The organism is Acinetobacter sp. YH12205 (genome assembly GCF_013418125.1).
Taxonomy (GTDB): domain Bacteria; phylum Pseudomonadota; class Gammaproteobacteria; order Pseudomonadales; family Moraxellaceae; genus Acinetobacter; species Acinetobacter towneri.
Map to the genome: position 1 here is coordinate 96,728 of NZ_VPCQ01000002.1, position 22,344 is coordinate 119,071.

General features: G+C 41.2%; 26 protein-coding genes. 14 read left to right on the plus strand and 12 right to left on the minus strand.

The features are described 5' to 3' along the window. Positions 1-360 precede the first annotated feature (360 nt). The 4 genes from FTU92_RS02785 to FTU92_RS02800 all read right to left on the minus strand — a co-directional run bounded on the left by FTU92_RS02785 (position 361) and on the right by FTU92_RS02800 (position 3,641). Positions 361-744 (minus strand): type II toxin-antitoxin system HicB family antitoxin, encoded by a 384-nt coding sequence (locus FTU92_RS02785; RefSeq protein WP_004973564.1) that lies wholly within the window; start codon positions 742-744, stop codon positions 361-363. A gap of 2 nt (positions 745-746) precedes the next feature. Further along, the gene (locus FTU92_RS02790) at positions 747-935 is read right to left on the minus strand and encodes a type II toxin-antitoxin system HicA family toxin (RefSeq protein WP_004973562.1); all 189 of its coding nucleotides are present in this window, start codon (positions 933-935) and stop codon (positions 747-749) included. Between the two features lie 133 nt (positions 936-1,068). Then, positions 1,069-2,463: a class II fumarate hydratase gene (gene fumC, locus FTU92_RS02795; protein WP_180095579.1), complete on the minus strand. Its 1,395-nt coding sequence runs from the start codon at positions 2,461-2,463 to the stop codon at positions 1,069-1,071. A 173-nt stretch (positions 2,464-2,636) separates the two neighbouring features. Next, a complete protein-coding gene (locus FTU92_RS02800; protein WP_096902815.1) occupies positions 2,637-3,641 on the minus strand; it encodes an SDR family NAD(P)-dependent oxidoreductase in 1,005 nt (334 codons plus the stop codon). A gap of 61 nt (positions 3,642-3,702) precedes the next feature. Here FTU92_RS02800 and tusD point away from each other — a divergent pair, with 61 nt between their 5' ends. The 4 genes from tusD to FTU92_RS02820 all read left to right on the plus strand — a co-directional run bounded on the left by tusD (position 3,703) and on the right by FTU92_RS02820 (position 5,185). Further along, positions 3,703-4,071: a sulfurtransferase complex subunit TusD gene (gene tusD / locus FTU92_RS02805; RefSeq protein WP_104851975.1), complete on the plus strand. Its 369-nt coding sequence runs from the start codon at positions 3,703-3,705 to the stop codon at positions 4,069-4,071. 43 nt (positions 4,072-4,114) lie between these two features. Then, positions 4,115-4,465: a hypothetical protein gene (locus tag FTU92_RS02810; RefSeq protein ID WP_004973555.1), complete on the plus strand. Its 351-nt coding sequence runs from the start codon at positions 4,115-4,117 to the stop codon at positions 4,463-4,465. Positions 4,466-4,530: 65 nt separating this feature from the next. Then, positions 4,531-4,815: a DsrH/TusB family sulfur metabolism protein gene (locus FTU92_RS02815; protein ID WP_180095581.1), complete on the plus strand. Its 285-nt coding sequence runs from the start codon at positions 4,531-4,533 to the stop codon at positions 4,813-4,815. A 58-nt stretch (positions 4,816-4,873) separates the two neighbouring features. Beyond that, entirely contained in the window at positions 4,874-5,185 is a 312-nt protein-coding gene (locus tag FTU92_RS02820; protein WP_026438386.1) for a TusE/DsrC/DsvC family sulfur relay protein, read from the plus strand. A gap of 31 nt (positions 5,186-5,216) precedes the next feature. Here the strand turns inward: FTU92_RS02820 and FTU92_RS02825 are convergent, their stop codons facing one another. The 5 genes from FTU92_RS02825 to FTU92_RS02845 form a co-directional block, all read right to left on the minus strand. Next, positions 5,217-5,705: a helix-turn-helix domain-containing protein gene (locus tag FTU92_RS02825; RefSeq protein ID WP_004973550.1), complete on the minus strand. Its 489-nt coding sequence runs from the start codon at positions 5,703-5,705 to the stop codon at positions 5,217-5,219. A gap of 198 nt (positions 5,706-5,903) precedes the next feature. Next, complete coding sequence (locus tag FTU92_RS02830) at positions 5,904-6,362, minus strand: hypothetical protein (protein ID WP_225543361.1); 459 nt, start codon at positions 6,360-6,362, stop codon at positions 5,904-5,906. Beyond that, on the minus strand, positions 6,352-6,729 hold the full coding sequence (locus FTU92_RS02835; protein WP_096902818.1) for a hypothetical protein: 378 nt from the start codon (positions 6,727-6,729) through the stop codon (positions 6,352-6,354). Before FTU92_RS02835 ends, FTU92_RS02830 begins: the two co-directional genes overlap by 11 nt. A 141-nt stretch (positions 6,730-6,870) precedes the next feature. Then, positions 6,871-7,758, minus strand: coding sequence for a DMT family transporter (locus FTU92_RS02840; RefSeq protein ID WP_096901623.1), 888 nt, complete (start codon positions 7,756-7,758; stop codon positions 6,871-6,873). A gap of 187 nt (positions 7,759-7,945) precedes the next feature. Further along, positions 7,946-8,095, minus strand: a complete 150-nt coding sequence (locus FTU92_RS02845) for a hypothetical protein (RefSeq protein WP_004973540.1) — start codon at positions 8,093-8,095, stop codon at positions 7,946-7,948. A gap of 207 nt (positions 8,096-8,302) precedes the next feature. On the opposite strand from FTU92_RS02845, the gene FTU92_RS02850 reads away from it, so the two are divergent. After that, on the plus strand, positions 8,303-9,727 hold the full coding sequence (locus FTU92_RS02850; RefSeq protein WP_180051374.1) for a PLP-dependent aminotransferase family protein: 1,425 nt from the start codon (positions 8,303-8,305) through the stop codon (positions 9,725-9,727). A 76-nt stretch (positions 9,728-9,803) separates the two neighbouring features. On the opposite strand, the gene FTU92_RS02855 is transcribed toward FTU92_RS02850, so the two are convergent. From FTU92_RS02855 to FTU92_RS02865, 3 genes are all read right to left on the minus strand, one after another. Continuing rightward, complete coding sequence (locus FTU92_RS02855; RefSeq protein ID WP_257218739.1) at positions 9,804-11,162, minus strand: DcaP family trimeric outer membrane transporter; 1,359 nt, start codon at positions 11,160-11,162, stop codon at positions 9,804-9,806. 108 nt (positions 11,163-11,270) lie between these two features. Next, a complete protein-coding gene (locus FTU92_RS02860) occupies positions 11,271-12,644 on the minus strand; it encodes an MFS transporter (RefSeq protein ID WP_180095584.1) in 1,374 nt (457 codons plus the stop codon). 290 nt (positions 12,645-12,934) lie between these two features. Continuing rightward, positions 12,935-13,849, minus strand: coding sequence for a LysR family transcriptional regulator (locus tag FTU92_RS02865; RefSeq protein WP_104851980.1), 915 nt, complete (start codon positions 13,847-13,849; stop codon positions 12,935-12,937). Between the two features lie 116 nt (positions 13,850-13,965). On the opposite strand from FTU92_RS02865, the gene FTU92_RS02870 reads away from it, so the two are divergent. The 9 genes from FTU92_RS02870 to FTU92_RS02910 all read left to right on the plus strand — a co-directional run bounded on the left by FTU92_RS02870 (position 13,966) and on the right by FTU92_RS02910 (position 22,327). Next, entirely contained in the window at positions 13,966-15,075 is a 1,110-nt protein-coding gene (locus tag FTU92_RS02870) for a muconate/chloromuconate family cycloisomerase (RefSeq protein WP_104851981.1), read from the plus strand. 13 nt (positions 15,076-15,088) lie between these two features. After that, on the plus strand, positions 15,089-15,379 hold the full coding sequence (gene catC, locus FTU92_RS02875; RefSeq protein ID WP_096901615.1) for a muconolactone Delta-isomerase: 291 nt from the start codon (positions 15,089-15,091) through the stop codon (positions 15,377-15,379). 147 nt (positions 15,380-15,526) lie between these two features. Then, positions 15,527-16,447, plus strand: coding sequence for a catechol 1,2-dioxygenase (gene catA / locus FTU92_RS02880; RefSeq protein WP_180095586.1), 921 nt, complete (start codon positions 15,527-15,529; stop codon positions 16,445-16,447). Positions 16,448-16,520: 73 nt separating this feature from the next. Continuing rightward, positions 16,521-17,909, plus strand: coding sequence for a benzoate 1,2-dioxygenase large subunit (gene benA, locus FTU92_RS02885; protein ID WP_180095588.1), 1,389 nt, complete (start codon positions 16,521-16,523; stop codon positions 17,907-17,909). Then, positions 17,906-18,397, plus strand: coding sequence for a benzoate 1,2-dioxygenase small subunit (gene benB / locus FTU92_RS02890; protein ID WP_178319048.1), 492 nt, complete (start codon positions 17,906-17,908; stop codon positions 18,395-18,397). Before benA ends, benB begins: the two co-directional genes overlap by 4 nt. 95 nt (positions 18,398-18,492) lie before the next feature. After that, positions 18,493-19,509: a benzoate 1,2-dioxygenase electron transfer component BenC gene (gene benC / locus FTU92_RS02895; RefSeq protein ID WP_019837573.1), complete on the plus strand. Its 1,017-nt coding sequence runs from the start codon at positions 18,493-18,495 to the stop codon at positions 19,507-19,509. 38 nt (positions 19,510-19,547) lie between these two features. Further along, the gene (benD, locus tag FTU92_RS02900) at positions 19,548-20,333 is read left to right on the plus strand and encodes a benzoate diol dehydrogenase BenD (RefSeq protein WP_180095590.1); all 786 of its coding nucleotides are present in this window, start codon (positions 19,548-19,550) and stop codon (positions 20,331-20,333) included. Positions 20,334-20,392: 59 nt separating this feature from the next. Continuing rightward, positions 20,393-21,613 (plus strand): benzoate/H(+) symporter BenE, encoded by a 1,221-nt coding sequence (gene benE / locus FTU92_RS02905; RefSeq protein ID WP_004973520.1) that lies wholly within the window; start codon positions 20,393-20,395, stop codon positions 21,611-21,613. A gap of 27 nt (positions 21,614-21,640) precedes the next feature. Continuing rightward, positions 21,641-22,327, plus strand: a complete 687-nt coding sequence (locus FTU92_RS02910) for a 3-oxoacid CoA-transferase subunit A (protein ID WP_104851986.1) — start codon at positions 21,641-21,643, stop codon at positions 22,325-22,327. Positions 22,328-22,344 lie beyond the last annotated feature (17 nt).

A 22,344-nucleotide genomic window follows, 5' to 3' on the forward strand; every position in this document is an offset into this window, starting at 1 on the left:
GTTAAGATATTGAGTTGCTTATAAAAAATTAAATTTTGCAAAATAAATGCAAAACTTTAGCAAAACAGTATTTTGAAGTATTGCGTATTCTAGCAATTATGGCAGCTTAATCAATGTAAGTTGAATAAGGAACGGACATAAAAGAAAGCATCTAAAAGTGGTTAATGCGACTAAATGACGGGTTTTGAACTATTACATTTAGATAGCACCTTGTAGCAGCCTATTCTGCCGTTATGCAAATTATGTCTTTACACCAACACATAAATTTAAAATCGTATTAGGATGAATTACCCCTCTACATTCAAATTAGGTGCAATAGAAAACCCAGCATTTAGGCTGGGTTTAGTATATTTTACTTGATTAATGCAACGCCATTTCCGCGCTTTTAGCTAAGAATGCCGAACGGCTTAAATGTTGTTTTTTTGCAACAGCATCAATACGTTTCACTAAAGCTTCTGGCATGCTGATATTAATACGAATAGACTTTGTATTTACTTTTGTTGTATCAATATCAACTAACAACCAAAAACCCCCCTCAAATCGCTCATCACCTAACCATTGCTCTGGGCTTGATGGTTCTGGTAACGGAATATCTTCACCATCAAAGTGAACTTCAACCGCTTCCTGTGCCATGCGCTGAATATCTTGCATCTCATCTGCTGCGCTAAAGCATCCATCAAAGTCAGGAAAGGTTAAACCGTATGCGCTATCTTCATCTTTGTGAACATATACTGGATATAACATTTTTACCTCCACTCCCAACCAGCCTGTTTATATATATTGCGTAGAGTTCCTATTGGCATATCTTTACGTGGATGTGGTACCACAACATGTCCAGGCTTTTCAGGATGCTTATACTTTTCATGGTCGCCTTTACCACCCACTTTGTACCAGCCTTCCTGCTCAAGACGCTTAATAATGTCTTTGCTGTTCATTGTGTAATTATACACAACATAATTTTAATAAGAAAGAATACATCAAAGTTTCACTGATTTTTATAAACAAAGTCTGTGTTTATCTGTCATCTTGAGCAGACAAACACAGACCTCTCAATTTACTTAAAACTGACTATTTGGTATTCGGAGCAATCATCTGTTCAGGACGTACCACTTCATCAAACTGCTCTGCTGTGACCAAATTCAGCTCTACTGCAACTTGCTTTAAGGTTTTATTTTCCTTATAAGCTGTTTTTGCCACCTCCGCTGCATTCTCATAACCAATTACAGGATTCAAAGCGGTCACTAACATGAGTGAATCATGCAAAAAGTGATCTATTTTTTCACGGTTTGCTTGAATGCCAACGGCGCAATGCTCATTAAAGCTATTACATGCATCGCCCAAGAGTTGAATAGATTGCAATAAGTTATATGCAATTACTGGCATAAATACATTCAGCTCAAAATTGCCCGATGCACCAGCCACGTTAATTGTGGTGTCATTGCCCAATACCTGTGCAACTACCATGGTCATTGCTTCGCTTTGTGTTGGATTAACCTTGCCCGGCATAATACTTGAACCAGGTTCATTTTCTGGAATACGCAGCTCACCAAAACCACAACGCGGGCCACTGGCTAACCAGCGAATATCATTCGCAATTTTATTTAAACTCACCGCCAAAGTTTTTAATGCACCTGAAGCAAATACCGCAGCATCACGCCCCGCCAAAGCCTCAAACTTATTTGGTGCAGTCACAAATGCTAAGCCTGTTAGCTGTGCCAATTGCTCCGCTGCCTGTACCGCATAATCAGGATGTGCATTTAAGCCTGTACCGACTGCTGTACCGCCCAATGGCAACTCATACAAGCCTGTTAAAGCCTGTTCTAGACGTTTTAAACCATGATCTAGCTGCGATACATAGCCACTAAATTCCTGCCCTAAAGTTAATGGTGTCGCATCTTGTAAATGTGTACGTCCAATTTTGACAATTTCAGAAAATTCTTCACTTTTCGCATGCAACGTATCGCGCAAACTCTTTACTGCAGGAATGAGCAGTTCATTAATTTGCAAACTCGCTGCCACATGAATTGCAGTTGGAAAAGAATCATTGGTCGATTGGGCGCGGTTGACATGATCATTCGGATGTACAGGCTTTTGTGCACCTAAAGGATTCCCCAGTTTTTGATTGGCGATATTGGCAATCACTTCATTACAGTTCATGTTACTTTGCGTACCCGAACCTGTTTGCCACACCACCAAAGGAAATTGACTGTCCCACTGCCCTGCAATGACTTCATCTGCTGCACCGACAATGTACTGCGCCAACTCTTGAGGGATTTGCCCTAAGTTTGCATTGGTTATTGCCGCAGCTTTTTTAACCAAACCCATAGCGCGAATCATGGCGCGTGGTAAACGCTCATTGCCGATTTTAAAATTTTGTAAGCTGCGCTGAGTTTGTGCGCCCCAAAGCGCGTCATTCGGAACTTCAACCTCACCCATGGTGTCATGTTCAATACGTATTTGCATGTTCAGCCTCATTCCTTCGTGATTTCAATGATGTCATGTGCTCTTATCTCGATCTTATAAAAAACAGACAGCCTAGTAAATGATAATTATTATCAATAATTCCGTTGCATTGTATCTGTTTCAGCTATGAGGCTTCGTGAATCGCATCTCAACGAATTTTATAGCGCTTACTTTTAATGCTTAAGCGTATTTTGATAAAAACGCCATTCATCCTCTAGCATTTTTTCCAGACTACGTTTTGGCTGCCAGTGTAAATATTGTTGTGCCTTATCTACGACTGCACCTAACTGATCTAACTCAGGATATTCATAATGAATTGCAGGAACTGTAGCAATTTCAGTGTCAGTGACTTCACTAATACGTGCAAGTAATTGTTGAATTGAAACCACTTCTCCCGCAATATTAAAAGCTTCACAGCTATGCGTTTGCTCAAATAACCAATGCAGGCTTGCAATCACAGCATCACAGGCATCGAGTACGTGCACAAAGCTACGTTCTACAGTTTGATCTGCAGTATTAGCTTGCTGACGTAATTCAATCGCTTCACGCTGCTGTACTGCGACTTGCATCGCCAAAGGAATAATATTTTTAGGTAACGGAGCAACGACTTCACCTAAAATGCCGTGTTCAAATGCACCTGCTATATTACTCAAGCGCAAAATAGCAATATTCCATTCATTATCGGTTCTAAAAGTATCGCGGATGATTTCTTCAACCATCTGCTGAGATTTCACATACGGATTGGCATAGGTGTAATTAAAACTCTGGCTTTCTTCCAGATTCAATCCTGACTTGCCATAGACCGCTATACTTGAAAGATGCACTAAACGACGCACACCTGTACGTTGCATGGAACGCAATAAACTCATAATACAACTGACGTTATCGTTATAATATTCCAGTGGTTTAAGCACCGATTCTTCTAAAGATTTAAACCCTGCACAATGCACCACCGCAATAATCGAATATTGTTCAAAAACTTTGTTCAGCGCAGGCGTATTTCTTACATCCAGTTTGGCAAAAGGCACATAACGCCCTGCAATATATTCAAGTCGCTCTAAAGTCTGCATACTTGCATTGGATAAATTATCTACAATAATGACCTCTTGCCCTTGAGCCATTAGGCTTAATGCAATGTGTGAGCCTATAAAGCCTAAACCACCAGTCACTAAAATCATTTATACTACCTTTTTTTATAAAGTCTGAATGCGCCTTGGCACATTGCATTAGTGAATTTTGATGAGCACCTTATTACTAATAACCTCCGCACCAACCTCTATTCATGCATGGCATGCACTCGGTCTTGCTCAAGCCTTACAACAGAAAAATGAGGCTTTTCGTGTGTTTTTTTATCAAGATGGCGTTGCTGTAGCGAATGAGTTGCAATGGGTACCCGATGATCAACGCAACCTCAAAACAGAATGGCAAAAATTGTCTATTCGTTTACCCGTATGTGTAAGTGCCGCACTGGCACGTGGTATTAGCGATGCAGACAATGCCAAACGCCATCAACTGAGCCAACACAATTTAGCCGCAGGCTTTGAATTGGTTGGCTTGGGCGAACTGGCCGATGCAGTGCAAAGCACAAAACGCCTGATTCAATTTTAAGCGATTCATTTTGTAAATCTGTTGCATTTAAAAGGTAAATTGTGTGAAAACTGTACTCGTGGTTTTACGTCAGGCCAATTTAAACAGCTTACAAGTGCATGAAAGCTTGTCTGCAACAATGGTACTGGCAACTTTTGGTTGTGAAGTCAAAGTGTTATTACAAGATGCGGCATTAAGCCTATTACAGTCGGAACTGGCATTTGATTCACTAAAACATGCTTTTAAAGTGGCATCCAATTTGGTCGATAGCTTTGAGTTTTATGACCTCAGCCCAATTTTGATTGAAAATAAACATGCTAACTCGCCGTTTATCAAAAATACGGTACATGAAATTGAATGGGTGGAACTGAATCGGGAGCTGATTCAAACCTTTGATCGGGTTTTATATTGGTAGGTTGATCGGTGGTTTAACAATCTGATTGATCATTTGACCATATCTAAACATCTAAAGAGAAAAGCATGTCTGACGCAAATTTATATTTAATCCAAGCGAGCTTTGATAGCACCGCAACAATTTTAGCAGAGCTAAATGCCTTGTATGTTCCGCAAGACAGCGTTGTACTTATGGGTGATGCGGTATTGCATCAGCAACATCCACTCTGTGCCCAGCTAGACAAAATATATGTACTGGAAAATGATGCAGAAATATTGAATGGTCATTTGGCGGAAAATGTACAGCCGATTAATTATGCAGCTTTTGCAACGCTGTGTTTAGCACATCAGCGCTGTATCAGCTTAAAATAGCAAGCCGTAATGATATGAAACCAATGCAAAGCATTTTTAAGGGTGAATGAAACAAGAGATGACACTAGAATTAGATCAAGATGGACATTTGCTGGATTACACTGTCTGGAATGAACAAGTGGCGCAAGAATTGGCGCAAAGTTTAGAGCTTGAACTCACAGCTTGGCATTTTGAAGTTTTGCACGCTGTACGCCAATTTTATCAGCAATTTGGACACTCACCTGCAACCCGTCCTTTAATCAAATTTTTAATGAAAACTGTAAGCCCAGAGATTAACAACGCTGTTTTGCAGGAAAAATTTAATACAGGTTTGGTGGCACGGCATTTAAGTCGTTTAGCGGGTATTCCTAAACCAGCCAACTGCTTATAGACAAACTGTTGCTGATTAATACAGCACTGATTTAGGCTTGTTTTAAATTCTGCTGTGCTTGGATGTACTGATAATACACTGGGGTAAAATGTGGTTTTACTTGCTTGGCATGCAGTTCTTCACCACATTCCGAACATACCACGACAGGTTGAAACGTCTTAGCACAATTTTTATGGATGTATTCCACAGGCTTACCTAAACCTTGATCCATCCATTTATCTGCCCAATTTGCCATAGACAGCATTAAGGGATAAAGCTCCAAGCCCTTCTCTGTCAATTTATATTCAAAACGTTCTTGGCGCTCTACATAAGGCACTTTGACTAAAATTTCATGTTCCACCAAACGCTTTAAACGATCTGACAATACATGCCGCGTTACGCCCAAATGTTGTTGAAAATCATCAAAGCGACGCATGCCCATAAAGGCATTACGAATAATCAGCATCGTCCAACGGTCACCAATCACCGACAAGGTTCGTGCAATCGAACAAGGCTGCTCGCCAATTTCATCCCATTTCATCTATGTCGCCTATCCCTCAGTTCACTACCTGCAAGTTAAAAGATTCTACAGTCTTTGCAAAGTTAGTTTTGCATGAAAATTGATAAAAAATGAAGTATGACTTCACAATCTGCTTAAAAGGAATCCCCAGTTTTTGGGGTTTTATACGCCTGCATCTTCAATCTTTAAATTTGCTATTCACTTATAAGGCAGATCACACTATTTAGATGTAGCTCCTGCACAAAAAACTTGTTCAGTCATACCTGAAGCCGTGAAACTGTTGTGCTGCTGTTCTAAATAACGCTTTGCCACCATTAACATCACAGGTGCAGGATACAAGTTTGGATTGTACTCGGAAATTTCAGCAATATTTTTATAGGCGTGATAGCGTGCACAAAATGCCTGTTTTTGTTGTTCTGCCGTTGCTTGGCTCGTAGGATCATCCAATATTTTTTTGCTGTCATTCACAATTTGCGTGTATTGATTTAACAAATCTTGATATTGTGTTTGGGTCAACCCATTGGCTGTATGTGGAATTGTAATAGGTGTAGATGATGCTTCAGGTGCCAACTGCTGCGCTTGAATACCTTGTGCCATTACGCTCAGACTTTGCAGTCCAAGCATAATGCTCACCGATATTTTTGCCATGTTCGACATGCGCATAAGCTTAAGACTCATCGCCTTCTTTCCAGACATCTTCATAGTCATCAGCATCAATCATAAAGCGGTAGCCTTGTTCTAAAGCCAGATATGGAAGCACGTCAGGCAAAATATCTTGCAACTCGCGCACAGGCATGGTTTCAAAGTTCACTTCATCTTCACCCAATTCACCGCCATAAATGTACCACGCGACTTTTTCTTCACCTTCTGGCGCTTTACGCAAGCCCACAATTGGGTCTTTATTTAAGGTCTGGACTGCAACTGCGACAACATCATCGCCACTCACTGCAATATAGGCTGAACCAAATTCTTCACAGAGCAGTTTTTGTTCTTCTATCAATTCTGCCAAGGCTGAGTTTTTTTGCTTTTGCTGTGGTTTAGACATGACAATTCTCTAAGATAAGCTGTGAGTATTCTAACGAGATTGTACGGATAGAGAATCTTTATTTTTATATTTCTGAGATGCTCAAATGAAGTGCAACGGATATGACATGAATTTGAAATTACTTAGCTTTGAAATATGATGCTACGCCCAAATAACCAACATTGCCGCAAGCACGACCAATCCCAATCCCCAATGATCGGTACGAGCAAGTTTTTCTTTAAAGAAATACGCTGAAATAAGTAAGCTGAATAATATTTCAATTTGTCCGAGTGTTTTCACAATCGCCACAGTTTGCATACTCATGGCACTAAACCAGCCCAATGATGCTAAAAAACTGCAGACGCTCACTTTAAAAGTTAATCCAACCCGCTGCCACATGGCATATAAGGTATGTCGTTTAAATATGCCTAAAAAAGCCAATAAGATAAAACATTGTAAGCCAATAACCCACACCAAAACCCATGCAGCACGATGAATAAACGGTAAGAAATCGAGTTCTAGACTGGCTTCACGCACCAATAAAGAAGTCACCGCGAAGCTGAGTCCACTACCGATTCCAATGGCTAAAGTCGTGAATGAAAAATCACTGCGTTGATTGCCTTTACTGAGTAGAAATACCGCAATACCGCCTATCGCAACGCCGAACCAAGCCAATGCACTTAAATGTTCTTGTAAGAAAATCACGCCTACAATTGCGGCTAAAACTGCTTCACTTTTGGCAAGCCCGACACCTACTGCGTAATTTTTTTGTTGAAACAGTTTTACCATTAAAGCCGTGGCTAAAATCTGACACACTGCTGCAATAATGATATACAGCCAAAACACCGAACTAAAATGCAGTTTTGCTTGTACAGGCTGCTGCCATTGTAAAATGCTTAAATACGCCAGTGCAAAAGGCAAGGCAAAAATAAAACGTGCCAAAGTCACGCCATAAACATCTACACTTGTGCTGAGTTGTTTTTGAAAGGCATTGCGCCATGCCTGCATAAATGCAGCCATTAAGGTAAAGAGCACCCAACTCGAAATCATTGCAACCACAAATGCTTTACTGATAAAGTTATAATTTACGCCTATTCCGTTATTTTTGCGATCTTTATTGCTTTTGAGTTATGCGCTTACGATCTCTTTTATAAACAAAAAAAACATTCATTAAAATTCAAATGAATGTTTTTCATATCTTGAAGCGATTATAGGTGTGCTGTTATTCAAAAACTGTTTAGAACTTATCTAAATTCACCACAACAGCCACGCCGATACAAAATAAAGCTACATACACGGTAAACCAAATAATCATGTGCTTAAATGCTTTGTCTGAAATACTGCTATCGGCATATTTCTGTGGTTTGCGTGAGTTATCTTCTTGCATATCGACTCCAATCTAGCCAGATTATGGGGATATACAGATTATGTAAAATTCTAAAGCATTGCTGTAGATACAAAATATTCATTAAAAACTATAACAGTTGATTTTAGATACATGCCAATCTGTTATAAAAAAAGAAATTATTTAATGTTTTAAACCTAAAAATAGATCAAAATAAGTAACAGCTGCAAAAAATGCTTGAGTCATACCATGTATAAATCTGAACAATTGGCGTTGAACATTCGGCAACTCATTGAAAATGGTGCATGGAAAGCACATAGCAAGTTACCTTCGTTAAGAGAACAATCACAAATCAGTGGTTATAGCTTAATGACCGTGCTAAACGCTTATCAAGAACTTGAAGCTCAGGGATTGGTTTACGCTAAACAAAAGTCGGGGTTTTATGTCGCAGAACGTCTCAATCAAACTGAACGACCTGTACCAAGCAGTTTGAGTTTAAATGCACATATTCAAATGAACTCTTTGGTCTTTGGCTATTTAAAATCAATTCAGTCTGCAGATGTCAGTCCTTTAGGCTCTGCCTTTCCCAATGCAGAATTACTGTTTAACCCAAAGTTAATGCAAATTTTAGCGCAGCACGCCAAGCGAAAAAGCAGTTATTTTAGCCACGACCACATGCCACCGGGCAATTATGAATTAAGAACCATAATTGCAAATCGCTACTGTTTACAAGGCATACCCACCCATGCAAATGACATTGTCATTACATCTGGCGCATTAGATGCGCTCAATTTGTCATTACAAGCTTTGACCAAACCTGGAGATTTTATTCTATTACAAGAAACTATTTTTTATGGTGCATGGCAAGCGGCTGAACGTCTTGGTTTACAGGTGATTACCATTCCAGAACACCCTGTTTCAGGTTTCGATTTAGACTCATTTGAACAAGCCTTAAAACAATACCCAATTAAAGTCTGCTGGTTGATGTTGAATATTCATAACCCTATTGGCTTTAGTGTCAGAGATGAAATTAAGCAACGTATTGCGAGTTTGCTTGAAGAATATCAAGTGTATTTAATTGAAGATGATGTCTATCAAGAATTGTATTACGGTACGCAAAAACCACTGCCCATGAAGTATTTTGACCGACAACAACGCGTACTGCATTGCGCTTCTTTTTCTAAAACTTTGGGTTCTGCTGTGCGGGTCGGTTGGGTTTATGCAGGTCAATTTTCCAATGCTATTCAGCATTTGCAACTCATGAGCACGGTTTCTGCAAGTCCCTTACTGCAAAACACTTTGGTCGATTTTCTGTCACATCATCATTATGAAAAACATTTGCGTAAATTACGCAAGCAATTAGAAAAACACAAAAAAGTGTTTTATCAGCAGTTGAAACAACGCTTAAACCCAACCTGCAAAATTCACTACTATTCTAGTGGATACTTTTTATGGATTGAACTGCCTGCATATATAGATGGCTATACGATTTATCAGCTATTGATTCAAAACAAGATTGGCATTGCGCCAAGTCAGTTATTCCGTTCTGAACAGGTCAGCCAGAACTTTATTCGTTTAAACTGCTCTTTTGCTTGGAACAGTGATATTGCTGCTGCATTGGATGTTTTGTCTGAGGTGATACAACAGCACATCACGCAATATACTCATGCCTAATTGCCAAGCCTATCACCCGACAATAAAAAAAGAGCTGAGTTTTTGGCTCAGCTCTTTTGTGGTTTACAGTACAATTTTAGAAGTTATAAATAGCTACAAGATTTAAACGATTATCTTCACCTGTTTTGCTGCCATTTGCTGCTTCACCAAATGCTTCACGCTCACCATAAACATATTCTAAACCAAAGCTTAACGGTTTACGTGGGCTATAGAATACGTTTGCCCAAGCTTGCCATAAGTCTTTGTTAATCGTGGTTGTGTCTTTCGTTGCTGCAATGTAGTTAGGGTCTTTGTCAAAACTCATATAACCATAACCCAAAGTGCCATGCACTTTGTCACCAAACTTTTGTGTAATACCGACCATAATTGAATCGAATTCACTTTGCGCTGCGATAGCACTCGTTGCAGTAATCGCACCTTTGTCATCAAGGTTAGTAACAGCAACACCTTTGTTGGTAAATGATACAAAGCTGCTATCACCTTTTACATGGTAATAATCGGCTTTTAAAGTCGTGCCCGGTACAACATCGTATTTAGCACCTACACCGACACCCCATGCCATTTCTTCATCAGAATTGACACGTTTTTCATGTCCCATCGCACGTACGCTGACATTTAAATTATCTGCAAATTGATGATTTAAACGCGCAGTTAATGCAGGTAAACGCTGGCTGATTGAACTGTCTTTAGGGTCTTCAGCTGCAACCACCAAATTGGTTTGTGGGCTAAACTTTGTTGTATAGCGTACTTGTGGTGTACGTTTCACCGCACCACCAACATACGCCAAAGCATCAATGGTTTCTGGCATATAGTCTGGAATTGCAAAGTTTGACCAAGTTTGACCAATCAACCAATTCCCATAGTTCAAATAAGCATGGCGAATACGTAAGTTATCAAGGTTTGCTCCACCTAAGAAGTCAACTTCAAGTTTACCTTTTACGTCTTGTTCACCCACAGGGCTTTTAAAATCTAAACCTAAACGGGTTGCAGAAAGTGTTGATCTTAAACGATCACTTTGTTCTTTATTGCCTTCAAGTGGTACACCGTTAATTTGGTTATACGGCATATCTTTAGCGCCACCTTCTACCTGATAAGAAGCATCTAAACGCACATTACCATATAGATTAAATTCGGCACCTTTGGCAGTTTTTAACACAGGATTAGCAACTGGCGCTGCTGCAGTACGTTGCACATTGGCAATTGCTGTTGCAGTTTGTGCATTTTGTACTTTTTGCTGCTCAATCAAACCACGTAAAGCCTGAACTTCTTGTCTAAGTTGTTCAATTTCTTTTTGCTGTTGAGTTTGCGCTTGTGCTGCAACACTCATACCGCCCATGCTCAATGCAATCATGCTCATCATGAGCGTACGCTGCATTGTTGGTCGAACCGTTGTAGATTGAAAATGTGTAGATTGGGTTAATATTTTCGCGTTCATCCTAAACTCACTTGTTATTGTGCCATCAAATTCTAGCAACAGATCACCATCTCTTACGATGGCGATCTATATCATTGATGACTGTAGATTAATGGAAAGGTAAAGAAATTATTGGGTTGCTTTTTGTGCGACTGGATTGCTTTCTACAGTAGGCTCCGCAGCGGCTTTAGCTTCTACAGACGTTTTTAAATTCACCATGAAGATTGCTAAGGCAGCAATTACACCTGGAATCGCAATAGCAAAGAAGTTCATTTGGTGCGGTAAATTCATGGTTAATAGTGCACCTGTGAGTACTGGCCCAACGATTGCACCGATGCGACCAATACCTGATGCCCAGCCCATACCTGTAGAACGTACAGTAGATGGGTAATATTGTGCGACGAAAGTATAAAGTAAGATTTGTGAACCAATGGTTGCTGCCCCAGCAACTGCAATTAAGGTGTACAACACAATTTGTGGACTGTTAAAGCCAAGCAGAATTAATGCTGCTGCACCACAGATAAACATAATGGTGAGTACTTTTTTGATATGGAAGCGGTCAGCCAATGCACCACCACCAATTGCGCCAATCATGCCACCAATATTCAGTGCGAATAGGAAGATCATACTTGCACCAAGTGAGTAACCTGCTTGGATCATCAATTTTGGTAACCAGCTGCCCAATGCATATACCATCAATAGGCACATGAAGAATGCAACCCAGAACATGAAGGTACTGAAAGTACGACCTTGTTGGAACAATGCTTTTACAGGAGCTTCGTCACCTTTGATCACTTCGTTCAATACGAATTCAGTGTCACCATTCAATTGTTGTGTAGGTGAAATCTTTTGTACGATGTTACGGGTTTGCTCTAATTCTTTCTTGTTGGTCAAATACATGAGTGACTCAGGCAAGAATTTCCAAATTAATGGTAAAGCCACCAATGGAATAATTGCGATGTAAAACATGATTTTCCAACCAAACTCTGGCACTAACCATGCACCCAACAATGCTGAAGTCATACCGCCAATGGCATAACCACTAAACATCAGCGCAACCAAAGTACTACGAATACGCTTTGGCGCATATTCTGTCATAAGGGCCACAACGTTTGGCATTACACCGCCAATACCAAGCCCAGCAAGGAAACGTAAAATACCAAATTCAACTGGATTACTTGCAAACGCACCTAAGAATGTAAAGCCACTGAAAATAGCCACACAGATCATGATGGTCTTTTTACGACCTAACTTGTCCGATAAGGTACCGAAGGTCATGGCACCAAACATCATGCCAAACAATGCCGTACTGGCCAGTAAACCTGCTTGTACTGCACTGAGCGCCCACTCTTGCATCAGTAGTGGTAATGCAACCCCATAAATGACCAAGTCGTAACCGTCAAAAATAATGATCATCAAACACCAAAACAATACGCCCCAATGGAATGGCGTGAACTTGGCCTCGTCAATCAAGGTATTAATATTAATTTTATTGCTTTGCATCTTGCTTCACCTCCTAATTGTGAAGTCCGTTACTCCAACTCAGATGCACACAATGAATAATAAGTTAAAATTTGTCCAAAACTGAATAGGCATGGATACATACCTAAAAAGTCTATAGTTTTGTAAGATATTGATTTTAAAATAGATAAAAATAACAAGGCGAAAAAAAATACTGTAATGTGATGCTTAAAAAAGTTTTTTCAGGCAATTCACATAACAGTATTTTGTTAAAAATATCTGTGCTTTTATATAAAAAATATAGTTATAAATATTTGTTTTATATGGCTTTACTAGAATACATTGCGATCATAAGTAACTGCTTCCAAATCATAAACTTGATAAATGCAGTCAAACAAAGATCGAATGTCTTCACTTTCATCCATATTACGAATTGCCATAAACACAGGACTTACAGCCGAGTCATCTAATAAAGGTATAAAGTGCAAATGTGCCAAATGAATATTTTGTGCGCTTTCTGGCACGATACACAAGCCCTCACCTGCAGCAACAAAACCCAACGCCAATTGTAATTCACGCACTTCACGAATTTTGCGAGGTTCTAAACCATACTCAGAAAACACGCCACGAATTTGGGTAGAGAAGTTTGGCTTGTTGTGATTTGGATATAAAAATAGTTGTTGATCAACAACATCCGCCAAATATACACCTTCTTTTTGTGCCGCAAATGGGTGGCTCGAATGTACTGCAACCATCAAGCGTTCTTCACGTAATAAGATACGTTTAACTGCAGGATCAGAAATTCTTAAGCGTCCAAATCCAACATCTATACGCCCTTCTTTAAGTGCCTGAATTTGGTCATTGGTGGTCATTTCCACCATTTCTATTTTTAAATGCGGATGCTGCTGCTTAAACAAATACACAATTCTTGACAATAATCCGAACAATAAAGAACCAACGAAGCCAATAGTCACAGTACGACCAGCAATACCGACACGTTTTGTCATCGACTTGATTTCTTCCGCATTAGACAAAAGTTTAACGGCATGTTGGTAAAAGAATTGGCCTGCTTCGGTGGTCTTAAGCGGTCTACTTCCACGCTCAAATAGTTGAATTCCAAGCTCTTGTTCTAAATTTTGGATCTGTCTGCTCAAAGGTGGTTGAGCAATAAAGAGTTTTTCTGCTGCCTTGGTGAAACTTTGCTCTTCTACAACAGCAACAAAATAACGTAAATGTCTGAGTTCCATAGCTCAAAATACCTTTTAAGTATAAAAAAATGCATATTTGATCTTCGACCAATGCAATTTATTCTTTTAAGGTATATCACATAACTGTAATAAAGCAATGATATGAAGGGCAAACCATGTATAAGTCAGTAGAAACTTTGCTGGTGGAAATACCAACCATCCGTCCACACAAGATGGCGGTTGCAACCATGCAAACCCAAACCCTTGTATTAGTCAAAATCACCACTGAAGATGGTTTTGTTGGCTGGGGCGAAGCGACCACAATTGGTGGCTTGGGCTATGGTGAAGAAAGCCCAGAAAGTGTGAAAACCAATATTGAAACATATTTCGCACCATTGCTAAAAACTTTAGCTGGCTTGAACGTTGCGCAAACTTTACAGGTCATTAAAAAGAATATCAATGGTAACCGTTTTGCGAAATGTGCCATTCAAACTGCTTTATTAGATATTCAAGCGCAGCGCTTAAACCAACCTTTAAGTGAAATTTTAGGTGGTCGCCTACGCAACTCGGTTCCTGTGTTATGGGTACTTGCATCTGGCGATACAGAAAAAGACATCGCTGAAGCACAAAAAATGATTGCGGCTAAACGCCACAACACATTCAAGCTCAAAATCGGTTCACGCCCAGTAGAACAAGATGTAGAACACGTATTGGCAATCAAACAAGCATTGGGTAAAGACGTTTCTATTCGTGTAGACGTAAACCGTGCTTGGTCAGAACTTGAAGCCATTAAAGGTATCCAACTTCTACAAGATGGTGGTGTAGACCTGATTGAACAGCCATGTGCAATTGACAACATTGATGCCATGGAGCGTTTAACTCGCAAATTTGATATTGCCATCATGGCAGACGAATCATTGATGGGCCCACAAAGTGCTTATCAATTGGCAAAACGTAATGCTGCATCTGTATTTGCAGTCAAAGTTGCTCAATCTGCTGGCCTAATCGAAGGTTGTGAAGTTGCAACTATCGCACAGTTGGCAGGTATCGACCTATATGGCGGCACAATGCTTGAAGGCCCTGTCGGCACGATTGCATCTGCGCATGTGTTCTCGACCTTCCAAAATTTAGCGTATGGCACAGAATTATTTGGTCCGTTATTGCTGACCGAAGAAATTTTAAAAACTCCACTTCAGTACCAAGACTTTGAATTACACCTTCCAACAGGTGCGGGTTTAGGCATTGAGTTGGATGAAGACAAAATTGACAACTTGCGTCGTCAGTAATTAGGAGAAACCCATGCTTTTCCACGTACGTATGGATGTAAACATTCCATTGGATATGCCAGCAGAAACTGCTAACGAAATTAAAGCCGTTGAAAAAGCATATTCACAGGAATTACAGCGTCAAGGTAAATGGCGTCATATTTGGCGTATTACTGGCCAGTATTCAAACATCAGTATTTTTGATGTTGAGAGCAATGAAGAACTTCACAACATTTTGCAAGGTCTTCCGCTCTACCCTTACATGAATATTGAAGTGATGGCATTGAACCGCCACCCTTCATCAATTCGTGAAGATGACACCTGATTTAATTCGGAAACTGGAGTAAGCACCTTACTCCAGCACCAAAGTAAACATTTAGCAAACCAAGTAAACAAGGAAAGTGGCAGCCAATTATCTCGTTTTTAGTCCAGAGATATTCGCCACCAAAGCACACCTCCAAGGAGAATGAAAATGAATCGCCAAGAAATTGATGCATTAGTTAAGCAAATGAACGTTGATACAGCGACAGGCCCTGTAGATGAACGTGTACAACAAGTTGTTGTGCGTTTATTGGGTGACCTTTTCCAAGCGATCGAAGATCTTGATATTTCTCAGTCAGAACTGTGGAAAGGTCTGGAATACTTTACTGATGCCGGTCAAGCGAACGAATTAGGTTTATTGGCTGCAGGTTTGGGTCTGGAACACTACCTAGACTTACGTGCTGATGAAGCGGATGCTAAAGCAGGCATTACTGGCGGTACGCCACGTACGATTGAAGGTCCACTTTATGTCTCTGGCGCACCTGAAACAGTAAGCTTTGCGCGTATGGACGATGGTTCTGAAGAAGGCAAAATCCCGACGCTGATCATTGAAGGTACAGTGACTGATACTGACGGCAACCGTGTTGAAGGTGCTAAAGTTGAAATCTGGCATGCCAACAGCCTGGGCAACTACTCATTCTTTGACAAGTCACAGTCTGACTTTAACCTGCGTCGCAGCATCATTACCGCTGCCGATGGTCAATATACTGCATTGACGACAATGCCAGTGGGTTATGGCTGCCCTCCAGAAGGTACAACTCAGTTTGTACTGGACAAGCTAGGCCGTCACGGTAACCGTCCATCGCACGTACATTACTTCGTATCTGCACCAGGTTACCGCAAGCTGACTACTCAATTCAATATTGAAGGCGACCAATACCTGTGGGATGACTTTGCATTCGCGACTCGTGAAGGTCTGGTGGCAACTGCGGTTGACGTGACTGATAAAGCTGAAATTGCAAAACGTGGTCTGAAAGGTCCTTTCAAACACATCCAGTTCAACATTGTTCTTCAGAAAGATCAAGCTGGCGTTCCTTCTACTGAAGTTGAACGTCGCCGCGCAAGCGCATAATTTGAAATGGAATCGGGATGTGGTCGTTGCCCCATCCCGATGACTGCCCTCCTTGGAAAGTCGGAGAAAGGACATGCCTCGTATTCCTGTTATCAATACTAGCCACTTAGACCGTATTGACGAATTATTGGTTGATGATTTTGAATCTGGTGAATTTAAATTACACCGTTCAGTATTCACAGACCAAGCCCTGTTTGACCTAGAAATGAAATACATTTTTGAAGGCAACTGGGTTTATTTGGCACATGAAAGCCAAATTCCAAACAACAATGACTACTACACCACTTACATTGGTCGTCAGCCAATCATCATTGCGCGTAACCGCAATGGCGAATTGAATGCCATGATCAACTCGTGTTCACACCGTGGTGCACAATTATGTCGTTACAAGCGTGGTAACAAAGCAACTTATACTTGCCCATTCCACGGTTGGACTTTCAACAACTCTGGTAAGTTGTTAAAAGTAAAAGACCCAGCAGATGCAGGTTATTCAGATTGCTTTAACAAAGACGGTTCACACGACTTGAAAAAAGTTGCCCGCTTTGAAAGCTATAAAGGTTTCTTGTTTGGTAGCTTAAACCCAGATGTTCCTTCTTTAGAAGAATACCTAGGCGAAGCGACTAAAATCATTGACATGATTGTGGGTCAATCTCAACAAGGTCTTGAAGTTTTACGTGGTTCTTCGACTTACACCTATGAAGGTAACTGGAAGTTAACTGCTGAAAACGGTGCCGATGGTTACCACGTGTCTGCAGTACACTGGAACTACGCTGCAACAACTCAGCAACGTAAAGAAAAAGAAGCTGGCGATAACATCCGTGCAATGAGCGCAGGTTCATGGGGCAAACAAGGCGGTGGTTCTTACGGCTTTGAAAATGGTCACATGCTCCTTTGGACTCAATGGGCTAACCCAGAAGACCGTCCTAACTTTGCCAAGAAAGATGAATACACCGAGCAATACGGTGAAGCAATGGCGAAATGGATGATCGAACGTTCACGTAACTTGTGTATCTATCCAAACGTGTACTTCATGGATCAGTTCGGTTCACAAATTCGTGTGTTACGTCCGCTGTCTGTAGATAAGACTGAAGTGACAATTTACTGTATCGCACCTGTAGGTGAAGAGCCAGAAGCACGCGCACGCCGTATCCGTCAGTACGAAGATTTCTTTAACGCATCAGGTATGGCAACCCCAGACGATCTTGAAGAATTCCGTGCATGTCAAGCAGGTTACGCAGGTATCGCACTTGAGTGGAACGATATGTGCCGTGGCTCTAAGCATTGGATCCAAGGTCCAGACGATGCAGCCAACGAAATTGGTTTAAAACCAAAACTGTCTGGTATTAAAACTGAAGACGAAGGTTTATACCTTGCTCAGCACCAACACTGGTTAGAACTCATCAAACAAGGCATCACAACTGAAAAAGAAATTGCGGCATCTACTGAAGGAGAAAACGCATGAGCGACATCACTTTAGAAAAAGTTGCGCAGTTCCTTTATCAAGAAGCTCGCTTTTTAGATGATGAGCAATGGGATGAGTGGTTACAGTGCTACGCTCCTACTGCTTCTTTCTGGATGCCAGCTTGGGATGACGATGACCGTTTAACTCAAGATCCACAGTCTGAAATCTCTTTGATTTACTATCCAGACCGTCAAGGTTTAGAAGACCGTGTGTTCCGTATCAAAACTGAGCGTTCATCTGCAACCATGCCAGATACACGCACAAGCCACAACATCAGCAACATTGAAATTGTTGAACGTGATGGCGATAAAGTCACTGTACGTTTTAACTGGAACACTTTAAGTTTCCGTTACAAAACTAACTACAGCTACTTTGGTATGTCACGCTATGAAATCGATTTTTCTGGCGACAAACCGCAAATTTTAAGCAAGTACGTGGTGCTGAAAAACGATTACATCAACCAAGTAATCGATATCTACCACCTCTAAGACTGTATTCATTTACAGCAAGGTAAAAACCTTTCAGCCAGATGGAATCTTGGCTGAAAGGTCTAGTTTCAAAGATTTATATAGGATATTCAGCCATGTCAAACCACAATGTTGCACTTCAATTTGAAGATGGCGTTACACGTTTTATTTCTGTTACAGATGGTGAAACACTGTCAGACGCAGCTTACCGTCAAAAGATCAATATTCCTTTGGACTGCCGTGACGGTGCATGTGGAACGTGCCGTGCGTTTTGTGAATCAGGTTCGTATGACATGCCTGAAGAAACTTATATTGAAGATGCATTGACACCAGAAGAAGCTGAACAAGGCTACATTCTTGCATGCCAATGTAAACCAACTTCTGACGCAGTATTCCAAATTCAAGCAACTTCTGATGTATGTAAAACTGAAATTCATGCATTTGAAGGTACTTTGGCTCGTGTCGAAAACTTATCTGACTCGACCATTACTTTTGACATTCAGTTAGATGAAGGTCAACCAGACATTCACTTCCTTGCAGGTCAATACGTGAATGTGGGTATTCCTGGTACAACAGAAACCCGTTCATATTCTTTCAGCTCTAAGCCTGGTAACCGCTTAACTGGTTTTGTAGTACGTAACGTACCAAACGGCAAAATGAGCGAATTCTTAAGCCAAAATGCCAAAGCTGGCGACAAAATGACCTTTACGGGTCCATTTGGTAGCTTCTACTTACGTAATGTAGCACGCCCTGTAGTGATGTTAGCAGGTGGTACAGGTATCGCACCATTTATGTCTATGCTGCAAGTACTTGAAGAAAAAGGTTCTGAGCACCCTGTACGTTTAGTTTTTGGTGTGACCAATGACTTTGACTTGGTTGCAATTGAAAAATTAAACGAACTACAAGAAAAATTCTCTTGGTTCGAGTACCGCACTGTAGTGGCAAATCCAGAATCTGCACACGAGCGTAAAGGTTACGTGACTGGCCATATCGAAAACGAATGGCTCAACGGTGGTGATGTAGACATCTACCTATGTGGTCCAGTGCCAATGGTAGAAGCGGTACGTGGCTGGTTAGATGCAGAAGGTGTTAAACCTGCAAGCTTCCTATTTGAAAAATTCTCTGCCAACTAAGTTTGTTATACAGTCTAGAAACATAGTCGGAGAATACAATGAATCGCACAAAAAGATTTGAAAACAAAGTTGTAATCGTGACTGGTGCCGCTCAAGGCATTGGTCGCGGTGTGGCTTTACAAGTGGCAAGTGAAGGTGCCCAAGTGGTTATGGCAGACCTTTCTCCCTATGTAGAAGAAGTGTTGGCCGAAATTGAAGAACACGGTGGCGATGCAGTAACCGTAAAAGCCAACCTTGAAACTTTTGCAGGTGCAGAATCTGTGGTTGCTAAAGCACTTGAAACCTATGGTCGTGTTGATGTGCTCATCAACAACGTAGGCGGTGCAATTTGGATGAAACCTTTTGAAGAATTTTCTGAAGAAGAAATTATCAAGGAAGTGAATCGTTCATTGTTCCCAACCCTATGGTGCTGCCGTGCCGTGTTGCCAGAAATGATTAAGAATCAAAAAGGTACAATCGTAAATGTATCTTCAATTGCAACACGTGGTATTAACCGCGTGCCATATTCGGCGTCTAAAGGTGGTGTAAACGGTTTAACCGCTTCCCTCGCCTTTGAACATGCCAAAGATGGTATTCGTGTGAATGCTATTGCAACTGGCGGTACAGAAGCGCCACCACGTAAAGTGCCACGTAATGCCAACCCACTTTCTGAATCTGAAAAAGAGTGGATGCAACAAGTGGTCGATCAAACCATTGATCGTACCTTCTTGGGTCGCTATGGCACCATTCAGGAACAAGTGAATGCGATTCTGTTCCTTGCTTCTGATGAGTCATCGTACATGACAGGTACCGTTGTACCTGTAGGTGGTGGTGATCAGGGCTAAGCCAAGATCATGACCAACTTCAACAGGATCATTGCTTGACGCAAGGAGGCAAATCGTCAATGAGTCACCTGTTCCAAACTTTAAAAAATGACTGGTCAATTTCAGCCACTGTTGCAGGATTCTTAGCAGTGCTGATCTCCTATTCAGGGCCATTGATCATCTTTTTCCAAGCGGCACAGCAAGCCCAAGTTTCCCCAGACATGATGATTTCATGGATTTGGGGAATTTCTATTGGTGCTGCTGTCGCAGGTATCTTTTTGTCTATTAAATACAAAGTGCCTGTGGTCACCGCTTGGTCTGCACCTGGTACCGCATTGCTGGTCACACTGTTTCCCGATATTACCCTGAATGAAGCAGTTGCAGCCTACATCACCTCTGCTGTGGTGATTTTTTTGATCGGAATCACAGGTTATTTTGACAAACTCCTGTCTTGGATTCCGCAAGAAGTCGCAGCAGGCATGATGGCAGGTATTTTGGTTCAATTTGGCTTAGGCTTATTTACTGCAACCGATACCCTGCCATACATTGTATTTGGGATGCTAGCGGTATTTTTATTGGCAAAGCGTTTTAGTCCACGTTATGCCATGATTTGGGTGCTTGCTGCAGGCATTATACTCAGCTTAATGCTGGGTAAAATTAACCCTGTCACCACCAATTTTAGTTTGGCAATTCCACAGTTTATTGCACCTGAATGGACGTGGAATTCAACCTTAAACTTGGCATTACCTTTAATTTTAGTCAGCTTGTCTGGGCAGTTTTTACCGGGTATGGCAATTATTAAAATTAGCGGTTATGACATGCCTGCTAAGCCTATTATTAGTGCGACCAGTATCGCTTCTCTTGCCGTTGCGTGTGTGGGAGGAATTACCATTGTACTTGCCTCTATTACTGCAGCATTATGCTTAGGTAAAGATGCGCACGAACTGAAAGAAAAGCGATATATTGCAGGTGTTGCAAACGGTATTTTCTATATTTTAGGTGGGTTATTTGCGGGTAGCATCGTCATGCTATTTAGCCTATTGCCCAAAGAACTGATTGCAGCTTTGGCTGGACTTGCACTTTTGGGTGCAATTGCCACCAATATTTCAGTTGCAATGAGTAAAGAATCACAGCGTGATGCAGCCCTCATCACCTTTTTAGCAACTGCCTCTGGCATGCAGTTTTTAGGGCTAAGTTCTGTATTTTGGGGCATCTGTATTGGTTTGATCGCACATTGGGTATTAACCAAACGCGACAACTCAGCAGCACCCCTACCTTCAACTCAAAGTTCCAAAAGTTAATGGACAGGCAATTGTCTAGGACACATTATGATTGATAAAAGTCAAACTTCTTTAACAGAAGTCCTTTCGCAAATTAAAGATGGTTCAACCATCATGATTGGTGGTTTTGGTACCGCAGGTCAGCCAGCGGAACTCATTGATGGTTTGATTGAACTTGGCATCAAAGATTTAATTATTGTAAACAACAACGCAGGTAATGGTGACTACGGTTTAGCGAAACTGCTAAAAGCTGGCGCGGTACGTAAAATTATCTGTTCATTCCCACGTCAGTCTGACTCTTGGGTATTTGATGAACTTTACCGCGCAGGCAAAATCGAGCTTGAACTGGTGCCGCAAGGTAACTTGGCATGCCGTATTCAGGCTGCAGGTATGGGTCTAGGTCCAATCTATACCCCTACAGGTTTTGGTACTTTACTTGCAGAAGGCAAACCAACCTTAAATTATGAAGGTAAAGACTACGTACTAGAAAACCCAATCCGCGCAGACTTTGCTTTAATTAAAGCACAGCAAGGCGACCGTTGGGGTAACTTGGTGTACCGTAAATCTGCACGTAACTTTGGCCCAATCATGGCGATGGCTGCCGATGTGACAATTGCACAGGTTTCTGAAGTGGTTGAGTTAGGCGCGTTAGATCCTGAACACATCATCACTCCGGGTATTTTCGTTCAGCACGTTGTTGCCGTTGGCGCAAAACAACCTGAACAATCTGCATAACTGTCACGTGAAGGAGA

Coding starts and splice junctions, on each gene's coding strand:
- FTU92_RS02785 (WP_004973564.1), bottom strand. CDS start 744: ATGTTATATCCAGTATATGTTCACAAAGATGAAGATAGCGCATACGGT.
- FTU92_RS02790 (WP_004973562.1), bottom strand. CDS start 935: ATGAACAGCAAAGACATTATTAAGCGTCTTGAGCAGGAAGGCTGGTAC.
- fumC (WP_180095579.1), bottom strand. CDS start 2,463: ATGCAAATACGTATTGAACATGACACCATGGGTGAGGTTGAAGTTCCG.
- FTU92_RS02800 (WP_096902815.1), bottom strand. CDS start 3,641: ATGATTTTAGTGACTGGTGGTTTAGGCTTTATAGGCTCACACATTGCA.
- tusD (WP_104851975.1), top strand. CDS start 3,703: ATGAGCACCTTATTACTAATAACCTCCGCACCAACCTCTATTCATGCA.
- FTU92_RS02815 (WP_180095581.1), top strand. CDS start 4,531: ATGTCTGACGCAAATTTATATTTAATCCAAGCGAGCTTTGATAGCACC.
- FTU92_RS02820 (WP_026438386.1), top strand. CDS start 4,874: ATGACACTAGAATTAGATCAAGATGGACATTTGCTGGATTACACTGTC.
- FTU92_RS02825 (WP_004973550.1), bottom strand. CDS start 5,705: ATGAAATGGGATGAAATTGGCGAGCAGCCTTGTTCGATTGCACGAACC.
- FTU92_RS02830 (WP_225543361.1), bottom strand. CDS start 6,362: ATGAGTCTTAAGCTTATGCGCATGTCGAACATGGCAAAAATATCGGTG.
- FTU92_RS02835 (WP_096902818.1), bottom strand. CDS start 6,729: ATGTCTAAACCACAGCAAAAGCAAAAAAACTCAGCCTTGGCAGAATTG.
- FTU92_RS02840 (WP_096901623.1), bottom strand. CDS start 7,758: ATGATTTCGAGTTGGGTGCTCTTTACCTTAATGGCTGCATTTATGCAG.
- FTU92_RS02845 (WP_004973540.1), bottom strand. CDS start 8,095: ATGCAAGAAGATAACTCACGCAAACCACAGAAATATGCCGATAGCAGT.
- FTU92_RS02850 (WP_180051374.1), top strand. CDS start 8,303: ATGTATAAATCTGAACAATTGGCGTTGAACATTCGGCAACTCATTGAA.
- FTU92_RS02855 (WP_257218739.1), bottom strand. CDS start 11,162: ATGAACGCGAAAATATTAACCCAATCTACACATTTTCAATCTACAACG.
- FTU92_RS02860 (WP_180095584.1), bottom strand. CDS start 12,644: ATGCAAAGCAATAAAATTAATATTAATACCTTGATTGACGAGGCCAAG.
- FTU92_RS02865 (WP_104851980.1), bottom strand. CDS start 13,849: ATGGAACTCAGACATTTACGTTATTTTGTTGCTGTTGTAGAAGAGCAA.
- FTU92_RS02870 (WP_104851981.1), top strand. CDS start 13,966: ATGTATAAGTCAGTAGAAACTTTGCTGGTGGAAATACCAACCATCCGT.
- catC (WP_096901615.1), top strand. CDS start 15,089: ATGCTTTTCCACGTACGTATGGATGTAAACATTCCATTGGATATGCCA.
- catA (WP_180095586.1), top strand. CDS start 15,527: ATGAATCGCCAAGAAATTGATGCATTAGTTAAGCAAATGAACGTTGAT.
- benA (WP_180095588.1), top strand. CDS start 16,521: ATGCCTCGTATTCCTGTTATCAATACTAGCCACTTAGACCGTATTGAC.
- benB (WP_178319048.1), top strand. CDS start 17,906: ATGAGCGACATCACTTTAGAAAAAGTTGCGCAGTTCCTTTATCAAGAA.
- benC (WP_019837573.1), top strand. CDS start 18,493: ATGTCAAACCACAATGTTGCACTTCAATTTGAAGATGGCGTTACACGT.
- benD (WP_180095590.1), top strand. CDS start 19,548: ATGAATCGCACAAAAAGATTTGAAAACAAAGTTGTAATCGTGACTGGT.
- benE (WP_004973520.1), top strand. CDS start 20,393: ATGAGTCACCTGTTCCAAACTTTAAAAAATGACTGGTCAATTTCAGCC.
- FTU92_RS02910 (WP_104851986.1), top strand. CDS start 21,641: ATGATTGATAAAAGTCAAACTTCTTTAACAGAAGTCCTTTCGCAAATT.